Origin of the sequence: Streptomyces sp. NPDC048484 (genome assembly GCF_040651415.1) — a bacterium.
Taxonomy (GTDB): Bacteria; Actinomycetota; Actinomycetes; order Streptomycetales; family Streptomycetaceae; genus Streptomyces.
This window is the reverse complement of the sequence record NZ_JBEZJY010000015.1, coordinates 123,157-134,450: the sequence shown is the minus strand read 5'-3', so window position 1 is coordinate 134,450 and position 11,294 is coordinate 123,157. Positions and strand designations below refer to the sequence as shown.

Here is an 11,294-nt window from a genome sequence, read left to right as displayed (position 1 = left end):
CGGCCAACCACCCAACCACCGACGGCCCGAAGCACCGAAGCCAGAACCGCACACACACCGGAACACGTTCGGAGAGACCATGTCCCTGTGGCCCGTCTACACGGGTGCGAGCGAGCCCCACGACGGTATCGCCGAGCTGCCCGCACCGCCGCCCTGGCGCGACTTCGACGGCGGCCCGGAGCTGACGACGCCCGCCGAGGCCGACGATGCCTCGGCCACGTCCCCGGACCGTCGGCACCGCGCCCGCGCCTACCGCGCCACGGACCGTGCCGTGCAACTCGTCAACGCCGCCCTCTATCTGCGCCGGCCCCTCCTCGTGACGGGGCCCCCGGGCAGCGGCAAGTCGAGCCTGGCGTACGCGGTGGCACGGGAGTTGAAGCTCGGCCCCGTCCTCCGCTGGAACATCACCAGCCGCACCACGCTGCACGACGGGCTCTACCAGTACGATCCGCTGTCCCGCCTGTACGCGGCCGCGCGCGACGTCCGGCCCGACGGCGAAGCCCTGCCCGACCCCAGGCCCACGACCGACAGCGAGCTTCAGGACCATCTTCGGCTCGGGCCGCTCGGTACGGCGCTCCTCCCGTACGGCCGTCCGCGCGCACTGCTGATCGACGAGATCGACAAGAGTGACCTGGACCTGCCGAACGACCTCCTCAACATCCTGGAGGAGGGCCAGTACGAGATCCCCGAGCTGGTCCGCTCCGCCCGGCACACCCCTGCTGCCGAGGTCATGATCGACGGCACGGACGAACGGGTGGAGCTCTCGCGCGGCCGTGTCCGCTGCCGGGCCTTCCCCTTCGTGGTCCTCACCAGCAACGGCGAGCGCGAGTTCCCTCCTGCCTTTCTCCGCCGCTGTGTCCGCCTCGAACTCCATCAGCCCCGCGCCGGCCACCTGGAACACATCGTCCAGGCCCACCTGGGTAAACCCGACTCGTACGCCGGCGAGTTGATCACCCGGTTCCTGTCCCGCGGGACCGAGGGGGAACTCGCCACGGACCAGTTGCTCAACGCGATCTACCTCACGGGCGTGGCGGGGATCGACGCGTCGTCGCGCGACGAACTGGCCGAGCTGCTGATGCCGTATCTGAGCCGCACGGGAGAAGAACCGGATGCGTTCTGACGCCGACGCGGGTGGAGGCGTGGGCCCAGACGCCGACGCGGGCGGGGGCGCGGGTGCCGCGTATCTCGCCGATCTGCTCGCGCAGGCGGGCGGCGGGGCGGGGCCCACCTCCGTCGAGCTGGCCGAACTGCTCTGGCTGGCACAGCACATGCCGGCCCCCGAGGCGCCCGCCCCGACTACGACTCCGGCCGACCTGACGACCCGCCCCACGGGCTCCCCCGGCCCCGCCGGCGGCGCGGGGCCGAATCGATCCGCGGATCCGCCGCAGGGCGCGACCAGCCCCCACCGGCCCGCGGACGAGACACACCACCGGCCGGGCCACCTCGACGTACCCGAGCCCCGCGAGAACCGCGTCCCCCTACGGCTGCCCGGCGGCCCGGCGCCCGCGAACGGACGGGAGGGGCCGGCCGCACCAGGCAGGCCGGCCAGGCCCGACGGCTCCTACACCTCGCTCCTGGCCCCGGCGCCCCCGATGCTCTCCCACCCCCTCACACTCCAGCGTGCCCTGCGCCCGCTCAAGCGACGCGTCCCCTCCCCCGTCGGACAGGAACTGGACGAGGCGGCGACCGCCCACCGGATCGCCCGGCTCGGGGCCGCGCCCCGGTGGTGGCTGCCCGTACTGCGGCCCACGACCGAGCGATGGCTGACCCTGCACCTCGTACACGACGCCGGGCCGACGATGCCCGTGTGGCGGCCACTCGTCCGCGAACTGCACACGGCGCTCGCGCAGTCGGGCGTCTTCCGCACGGTGGAGCTGCACCGGCTGGAGACCGACGGCAGGGTACGCCGCCCCGGCTCGCAGGAGTCGTTCGCCGACGGCCGCACGGTCACGCTCCTGATCAGCGACTGCATGGGCCCGCAGTGGCGGGACGGCCCGGCGGGCACCCGCTGGTACACCACGCTGCGCCGCTGGTCGGCCAACATGCCCGTCGCCCTGGTCCAGCCGTTGCCGGAACGCCTGTGGCGCACCACGGCACTGCCTGCCACGACCGCGCGGATCGCCGCGCAGGGGCCCGCGGCTCCCAACTCGGCGTACGACGTGGACTCGTACGCACTCGATGGGCTGCCGCGCGACGTGCTGCCCCTCCCCGTGCTTGAGGCCTCGGCGGTCTGGCTGGCGAACTGGTCGTCGCTGGTGGCGGGCAGGGGCCGACTGCCGGGCGCCGTGGGCCTGTTGGGGGCCGCACCGCCGGTCGCACCGGTCGACGAGAGGGGCCGGAGCGACGTCGAACGGCTCTCTCCCGAGGAACTGCTGCTGCGGTTCCGCTCCCTCGCCTCTCCGGAGGCCTTCCGGCTGGCCGGGCATCTCGCGGTGGGGCCGCCGAAGTTGTTCGTCATGCGTCTCGTCCAGGCGGCGATCGAGAAGAACCCGCAGCCGCAGCACCTGGCCGAGGTGATCCTCAGCGGCGCGCTGACCGCGGTCCCGGGAGCGGCCGGTTCGTACGCCTTCCGGCCCGGCGTACGGGAGTTGCTGCTGCGTACGCTGCCCCGCACAGCACGGGGCAGGACCTCCGAACTCCTTGCCCGGGTCGGCGCGTTGATCGACGTACGGGCCGGAGTGGCCGCCGGCGAGTTCCGGGTCGCGGTGCCGGGGCCCGGTGGCGCCACGGCCGGGGGTGAGCCGTTCGCGGCGGTGCGGGAGGAGAGCGTCCAGCGGCTGGGCGGGACCCTGCCGAAGCCGGCGGACACCGGGCTCGTACTCGGCAGATACCGGCTCGTACGCCACCTGGGGCGCGGCAAGCACGTGATGGAAGCCCAGGACACCCGGCTCGACCGGACCGTGGCGGTGCACCGGTACACCGTCGCGCCGGAACGGCAGCGGCAGCGGTTCCTGGAGTCCGCGCGGACCCTCGCGGGCGTGGCGCATCCGAATGTGCTCGCCGTGTACGACTACGGCTTCGAGGGACACCTCGGGTATCTCGTCACGGAGTTCGTGGCGGGAGTCACCCTGGCCGAACTCACGGCCCAGGGCGGCTTCCGGCTGCCCTGGGCGTTGCTGGCGCCCCTGGCCCGCCAGGTCACGCAGGGCCTTGCGGCGGTGCACGCCCGCGGCATGGCACATGGACACCTCGCCCCGAGTTACCTGCTGTTCGGCGCGGACGGCACCGTCCGGATCAGCGGCTTCCCACTGGAACGGCTGGAGCGACCGGAACGACCGGAACGGCTGGAGGGGAGCCTGGGCCTCGACGAGTCGGAGGAGGCGGACGGGTCGGACGGGTCGAAGGACCTCCACGACTTCGGGCTCCTGCTTCGGGAGCTGGCCGGGGGCGAGACCCAGGGCGAACTCTCCGGCATCCCGGCCGAGCACCGGCAGCGGTTCACCGATGCCGTCGCCCTTCTGCTCTCGCCGGACACGGAGACCCAGCACCGCGGCAGGGACCTCTTCCTGAGTCCCGCCTTCGGTGCGGTGGTCGAGGCCGTCGCGGCGGACCGGATCCGCTACCGCCTGCTCGGCCCCGTACGCATCCACCAGGGCGACCTCTCCCAGCCGGCCCACTCCCCCCAGGAACAGGCCCTGCTCTGCCTGCTGCTCCTGCGCAACGGCAGGCCGGTGACCGACGGCGAACTGACCGAGGGGCTGTGGGGCGACCGCCCCCCGCAGCACCCCGAACGCCTCCTGGCCACGTACGCCTCCGCCCTGCGCGGGACCCTGGGCCCGGGGCTCCTCGCCACCACCGCGTACGGCTACGCTCTGCACGCGGGGCTCGGCACCGTCGATGTGGAGCGCTGCAAGGAACTCGTCGCCGAGGCGGAGTCCCACCGGGAGGGCGGGGACCTGACAGCGGCCCGCGAGGCCGTCCAGGGCGCGCTCGACCTCTGGTACGGCGATCCCCTCGACGGCGTTCCGGGCCCCGCCGCCCAGACGACCCGCACCCGGCTGCACGCCCTGCGCCTCACCCTCTGCGTCACCCGCGCCGAACTCGACCTGGAACTGGGCAGGTCCGAGCGTGCGGCCACCGATCTGGAGGAGCTGCTCCGCTCGCACCCCGAGCGCGAGGACCTGCGGCGCCTGCACATCCTCGCCCTCAAGGACCAGGGCCGTACCGCCGAGGCCATGGAGTCGTACGAGGCTTACGCGCAACTCCAGGACCGGCAGTTCAGTGAACCGAACCCCACCCTCCTGGAGCTCTACCGCGAGCTGCGCGCCGCTCCCGACGACGGCCGGCCCGCCAGCACCATGGAGTGCGTGGACCCCGGCGACCACCGGGGGGCTCACAGCACGCTCGCCCACACGATCCCGGACCTCGTGCCGGATCCCCCGCCCGGGCGACGCGACCTGGTGAACGGCCCGTTCAGTACCCGCCACCGCGGGACGGTCCGTCCCCCCGAGCCCGGACGGACCGCCGTGGTCTTCCAGCCCCCCGACGGCGCTCCCGCTCTTCTCGGCCCCGACGAGTTCACCGGCACACCCCCTTCGGGGCCCCGCATCGCGTACTACGAGGTCGACCTCACCCCGCACCGGGCCACCCACGAGCTGTCCCTGCCCGCCTCGCGCGGCGGAGCCTTCGCTGCGTCCGTCGAGCTGTCCTGGCATGTCGACGACCCGGTGGCGCTCGTACTCGGCAAGACCACCAACGTGTCCGAGCGCCTGCTCGACCACCTGGTCAGGGAGGCGCGCCGCATCACCCGCCGCCACCCGGTCCACCGGGTGGGAGCGGCCCAGCACGCGGTGCACGACGGGCTGCGCGACTGGCCGGTGCCGGGGCTCTCGGTGGCGTGCTCGGTACGGCTGACGTCCGAGGCGGAGCCGCGGCCCGTCCCCGGCGCCACCCGGCGGGCGACCGGGCCGGCCGCCGGGCGCCCGCCGGAGTCGGCCACCGCCCTGGTGAAAGCCCCCTATGTCCTCATCGGCTTCGACGGCCCCCTGGTCCGCCTCTACACCGGTGACGCCGAGAAGCAGGCCTCCCGGGAACTGGCCGCGCTGCTCGCCGAGCTGCGGGACCCGGAGGCCGCGCTACGCGGGGAGCCGCTCACCTCCCGTGGTGCGCCCACGCCGCCGCTGGAAGGGCGCCCGAACCCCCTGGACCTGTTGCGCGCCTTCGCCGGCCATCCGCTGGGAGCCGATCTGCGCCGACGGCTCAACCGGATCGAGGAGCGGGCCGTGTCGACCGCGGCGTCCACCCCGTTCTCGGACTCCCTGCTCAGCACGCTCAACTCGCTCGGGCGGCGCACCGCCGTCGTCGCGGACAACGCGCCGAGTGCCGTCTGGAAGTATCTGCAGGCCCACGGTCGGCTGGCCGGCCTGGTGACCGGCGGAGTGCACGGCCGCGCGGACGACCTGACCCGGCTGATGCCGAACGCCGACTGCCTCCTGCGGGCTCTGGAGCACCTCGGCGCCACGCCGAAGGACACTGTCATGGTCGGCTCGTCGGTCGCCGAGCTGACCGCGGCGAAGGCCGTGGGTCTGCGCTTCCTCGGTTACACCCGCTCCGAGCCGCACAGGCAGCGCCTGGTCCGCGCGGGCTGCGAACTGACCACGGCCTCCTGGGCCCCACTGCTCCAGGCCCTCCCCAACACCTGAACCCGGCCCACCGCCCAGGTCGCGCTCGCCTCGCCACCCAAGTCGCACTCGCCGGCCGGGCACGCCCGCCACCCTGGCCACGCCCGCCACCCTGGTCACGTCCGTCGCCCGAGTCGGGCCCGCCGCCTGAGCCGGCCCGCCACCTGACAGGCCCTTCGACGCCGAAGACCACCCGTCCAGCGGCACCCCGCCCGGCCCACCCCGGAAGGCGACACCTCGTCAGCTCGCGCACCATGCGTAGGGAGGACCGCCGTCCGGTGGAGTCCCAGGTCTGCGCTCTCGGAAGGACCCCCATGACCGACAGTCTGGAGCAGTTGCGCCGCTGCCATTTCGCCGTCGACCTGGGGGCGGCGAGGACCCGTGTCTTCGTGAAGGGCGCCGGGCTGATCGTCGACCAGCCGAGCGTCGCCGCCGTGAACACGAAGACGGGCGGTCTGATCGCGGTCGGTGAGTTCGCCGAGAAGATGACGGGCCGTACGCCCCACTACATCCGTGTCGTACGACCCGTCTCCGGCGGCACGGTCGTCGACATCGACATGGCCCAGCGCATGCTGCGCCAGCTCCTCGGCGACAAGGTCCGCCGCACCCTGCGCCGTAAGCCCATGCTGCGGGCCGCCGCCTGCACCCCGCACGACTCCGACCCGCTGGCCCAGCGCGCCACCATCGAGACGCTCGTCGGTCTCGGTGCGCGGCGCGTCGAGCTGGTCGACACGCTCATCGCCGCCGGTGTCGGCTGCGGGCTGCCCGTGGAACACCCCGAAGCCACCATGATCATGGTGTGCGGGGCCGCCGCCACCCAGGTCGCCGTACTGTCGCTCGGCTCGATCGTCACCGCCGAACGCATCCCCGTGGGCGGCGAGGCCATCGACCACGCGATCGTCCAGCACCTGCGCCACCGCCACGAGTTGATGCTGCCCTCGCAGTCGGTACGCCCGCTGCAGCTCGCCCTCTCCGGCAACGGGCTCACTTCGCAGGGACCCACCTTCACGGAGATCCACGGCCGGGACGTGGCCACCGGCCTGGCCCGTTCCGTACAGGTCGACACGGCCTCCGTGCGCGACGCCATCCAGACCCCGCTGACCGCCGTGCTCGACGGTATCGGCAAGGTGCTGCGCGCCTGCCCGCCGGACCTGGTGGCCGACCTCGTCGACCGCGGGATCATGATGGTCGGCGGAAGCGCCCTGCTGCCGGGCCTCGACCAGATGCTGCGGCAGGCGACGGGGATGCCGGTGCACATCGCCGAACGGCCCGAGGTGTGCGCGGTCCTCGGCCTGGGAGCGATGCTGGAAGGCAGGATCGTACCGCTGGTCCTCGACTCGACGGCCGGCTGAGCGCCCGAGGCGAAACCGTAGACGCAGAGCCCGGTCCCCGCCCCCACCGCCGCACATGACGAAACACACCGAGCCCATTGAGCCCGCCGACCCGGACCCTTCGCACGCTTCCTGTCCTCTCCCCCCGCTCCCCCCGCTCCCCCCTCTCCCCTCTCCTCCCCCTGTCCCTCTCCCTCTCCCCCTGCCGCTGCCCCGCCTCCTCGAAGCCGTCCTCGGTGTCGGCAGCGATCTCGAGCTGCGCGCCACGCTCCAGCGCATCGTGGAGAACGCGGCCGGGCTGACGGGCGCCCGGTACTCCGCGCTGAACGTGCTCGCCCCGGGCGACAGCGGCCTGGCGGAGTTCTGCACGACCGGCCTGTCCGATACCGCGGGGGCACGGATCGGGCATCCGCCGAGCGGACGACGGGGCCTGCTGGGCGCCCTCGTCCAGGAGCCCGCGCCGCTCAGGCTCACCGACCTGACCACCGACCCGCGCTCGTGCGGTGTCCCGTCCGGGCACCCTCAGATGCACAGCTTCCTCGGCGTACCGCTGTTCGTGGAGGACGAGGTGTACGGCAGCCTCTGCCTCGCCGAGAAGCGCGGCGGGCCGTTCACCGCCGAGGACGAGCAGGTGGTACGCCTGCTGGCCGCGCAGGCGGGCATCGCGATCGGCAACACCCGGCTGTACGAGACGGCCCGCCGACGGGAGCGCTGGATCGAGGGCGCGGCGGCCGTGACGACGGCGCTGCTCACCGGCGAGGCGGCGGCCGACGCGCTGATGACGGTCGCCGAGCGCGCCCGCGTCCTCGCCGACGCGTCGGCCGGGGTGATCCTCCAGCCCACGGCCGAGGGCGGCATGGAAATCGTCACCGCGTCGGCGCTGGACGGCGCGGGCGGCCTGATCGGCACGACCATCGCGCCGGGCAGCGCGGTCCTGGAGCAACTCCTCGGCGGTGAACCGGTGTTCCTCGACGATTCGGCGACCGACGCCCGTATGACGACCCCCGTACGACACCGGTTCGGGCCGAGCATGATGCTGCCGTTGCAGGCCGGGGGCCGGCTCATCGGCACCCTCGCCCTCCCGCGCCGACGCGGCGATCCCCCGTACAGCCCCGCCGAGAAACTGCTGGCCACGCAGTTCGCCTCGCAGGCCGCGCTGGCACTGGTGCTGGCGGACGCCCAGCAGCGCCGGGAGCGGCTGGCCGTCTTCGAGGACCGCGACCGGATCGCCCGTGACCTGCACGACCTGGTCGTCCAGCGGCTCTTCGCCACCGGCCTGATGCTGGAGTCCACGCAGCGCCGTACGGCCGCGGAGGAGCGGGACACCGAGGTCCACGCGACGCTCGGCCGGGCCGTCGACGAACTCAGGTCGACCGTCCAGGAGGTCCGTACGGCGATCTTCGCCCTGCAGCAGCCGCCCGCCGACGCCCCGACCAGTTTCCGGGGCAGGGTGCTTCGCGAGACGGCGGGCGTCGCGGCGGTCCTCGGCGTCCAGCCGTCGGTCCGGTTCACCGGGCCCGTCGACACCCGCATGACCGACACGGTGGCCGGGCACCTTCTCACCGCCCTGCGAGGTGCCCTGGCCGCCGCGTCCCGCCGCGCCGGCACGACGCGTATCGGCGTCACGGTCGACGCGACGGCGACGCTCCCGGACGGGCGCCCCGGCGTACGGCTCACGGTGTCCGCCGACGGGAACACGGACGACGCCGACCGGGAAGAGGACACGACCACAACGTGGCAGTCTCCCCTTTGAATTCGTGCTGGAGGCCATGGCCCGCCTCGCGATGATCACCCTCGTGGCCCGCCGGCTCCTGGCTGAATCCACCCCCACATGGCGCGGAGCTTGAACTACGCCAAACTCCGTAATTATGAATGAACAACAGGATGAAACGCCCATTCAGCTCCGCGCCGAGGCTGTCACTGATAGCAAGAAGGCCACCTGGCGGCCCCGGAGTCCGCATCCTCGGGGCGCGCACGGCCCGTGGTGAGCGAGCCGGAGCACGCCCTCGTCACCGTCGAACGGACACCGGGCCGGTTCTCGGTTCACCACCCCCCAGCCTTGAGTACCACCGCCCAGCGGAGTGGTTTGACGGAGCGCACCGCTCGCGGTGTCCACAGGTGGGAAGGTGTATGCCCCATGAACGATCCCTTCGCCCATTCCCCTCTGAAGCTGTCACCCGACGCTGAACCCGGTAAGGGTGCGAGAACACCGAGTGGATGGGCGATCGCCAAGGCTTGGTTCTCAGCGCCGTCCACAGAGTCAGCGCTGGTCCGCGCCCGGCTGGGTGGCCCGCCTGTCGCCCCCTCTCCCGGGGGAAGCCATGGCCTCGTCGCAGTCACCGTCGCAGTCACCCGGAAATTTGCCCGTAAGTGAATACCCCATTGAAATCTGAGTGACGCGCAGACCCCCCGCCGAAGTTGTTGAACTTGTTGGATCGACGGCGGCGGCACAGTTCAGGCGTTCACGCCATCCTCCGTACGGGTAAGAGGAGAGCAGAGTTCAGAGCCGTCTTGCAACCGTCGCTCCCCTATAGGCGCCCCCGCACCAGTGGTGCCACGGGAAGACCTTCTGAAGACCGGGTGCACCGGACTGTTCCGGCAGCGGCAGAACTGAGGCACGTGATGACAGACAAGCGGGCCAACGAGCGACTGCGTGCTCTTCTCAGCGAGGCGGAGTGGACTTCGGACGCCCTGGCACGCGCCGTCAACGTGGCCGGCGCCGAGGTCGGGCTGAGTCTTTCCTATGACCGCACCTCGGTGTCTCATTGGCTGTCGGGTACACAGCCACGGCGCCAGATACCTCACCTTGTGGCCGAGGTGCTCTCCCGCCGTCTTGGACGGGCCGTCACCGGTGCCGCCGTCGGCTTCACGGTCCATGACGAAGGCGTTCCCGGGCCGAGGCCCGGCGGTCCGTCCCACGGGAGCGCGGTTCGCAACCTCGCGGCGTTGGTCGGTGCCGATACCGATCCGGTGCACCGCCTGCCCTTGCAGCGCTCCCCGTACGCCGCGGATCTGTCCCTCCCCCGGTGGCGAACCGCCCAGTCAGCACCTGCCCGTCGCACCACCAGAGCCAGTGGAACCCGCCAGCCGAGGGTGGGCAGAGCCGAAGTGGCCACCTTGCGCAGCGCCGTGGAGTCTTTCGCCTCCGGCCTGGACCGGCACGGCGGAGGCCATGCCCGTAGCGCGCTCTCCGTGTATCTCGCCGATGATGTGGTGCCCTGGTTACGCAGCTCCGCCAACACCCAGACGGGCCGGCGACTGCGCGGGGAGACCTCCCGTTTGGTATTCGTCCTGGCCCGACAGTACGAGGACTGCGGCATGCAGGGCGTGGCGCAGCGCTACTTCGCCACCGCACTGCTGCTCGCCAACGAGGCCGAGGACCGCGTTACCTGGGCGATGGTCCTGCGCGCGCTGAGCAGCCAGGCGCTGTCACTGAACCATTCCCGCGCCGCCCTGGTCCATGGTGAGGGGGCGCTCGCCGCACTGCCTCCGGAAGCTCCGCCGGCCGTACGGTCCTTCGTCACCGCTCAAGTCGCGGTCGCCCGGGCCATGGCGGAAGACCGGCGTGGGGCGCTGGCCGCTCTGACCGACGCCGAACGGGCCGCCGACCACGGGAGGGGGGAGGACTCACCCTTCGTGGTGTATCCACGCGCGGCGCTGGAGTACCAGCGTGCGCAGACGTTACAGCGCCTCGGCGACGTCGCGGGCGCGTCCGAGGCCCTGACGGCCTCCCTGGCGCACCGCAGCCCCGACGACCGGCGCGGCCATGCGCTGACCTGTGCCCTCCATGTACGCCTGCTCCTGCACGCCGGTCATGTCGAGGAAGCCAGTGCGAATTGGCAGACGTTCACTCAGCTCGCTGCCGGGCTGCGGTCCGCGAGAGTCAACCGCGCGAGCCGGTCGCTGCGACGGGCGTTGCTCCCCTACCGTTCACAGCCGACAGTGATGGCCCTTCTGACCGGTCCGAGCCAACCGCCCGGATAGCGGCGGGCGCGGGACGATCCTTTCTTGTTCGAGTGAACTCCGAGCGGCCGTCGCAGCGATGTGCGGTGTCCGCCACGCACTCCGAAGTTCCCCCAAGCAGCTACGTCAACCGCTGTCTTCGACCGGTGAGCTGTTGAATGTGTTTCCATTCCCGTGCGGTCGAACTTGTTGAAGTCGAACTTGTTGAAAGCGAACTTGCTGAAAGCGTTGTGCGGATGTCGTCATCACCGCACGCACCACAGCCGCAACCGGCCCGATCACGACAATTGATCGGTTCAACATATTCAACAAGACCGGACGCCTCCCCCAGCTTCGGAGGCATCGGCGGTGGCAGTCGTACGGAAGAGCCGCACCGTGG

5 protein-coding genes are annotated in these 11,294 nt (G+C 72.1%); all 5 read left to right on the top strand.

Going from position 1 to position 11,294, the window contains the following annotated elements:
* Positions 1-79 precede the first annotated feature (79 nt).
* Positions 80-1,120: a MoxR family ATPase gene (locus tag AB0D14_RS17335; protein WP_362779587.1), complete on the top strand. Its 1,041-nt coding sequence runs from the start codon at positions 80-82 to the stop codon at positions 1,118-1,120.
* A complete protein-coding gene (locus AB0D14_RS17330; RefSeq protein ID WP_362779585.1) occupies positions 1,110-5,642 on the top strand; it encodes an SAV_2336 N-terminal domain-related protein in 4,533 nt (1,510 codons plus the stop codon). The genes AB0D14_RS17335 and AB0D14_RS17330 overlap by 11 nt, the downstream gene beginning before the upstream one ends.
* A gap of 293 nt (positions 5,643-5,935) precedes the next feature.
* Entirely contained in the window at positions 5,936-6,973 is a 1,038-nt protein-coding gene (locus AB0D14_RS17325; RefSeq protein WP_362779583.1) for a rod shape-determining protein, read from the top strand.
* Positions 6,974-7,154: 181 nt separating this feature from the next.
* Complete coding sequence (locus tag AB0D14_RS17320; protein ID WP_362779709.1) at positions 7,155-8,705, top strand: GAF domain-containing protein; 1,551 nt, start codon at positions 7,155-7,157, stop codon at positions 8,703-8,705.
* Positions 8,706-9,574: 869 nt separating this feature from the next.
* Positions 9,575-10,936 (top strand): hypothetical protein, encoded by a 1,362-nt coding sequence (locus AB0D14_RS17315; RefSeq protein WP_362779581.1) that lies wholly within the window; start codon positions 9,575-9,577, stop codon positions 10,934-10,936.
* Positions 10,937-11,294 lie beyond the last annotated feature (358 nt).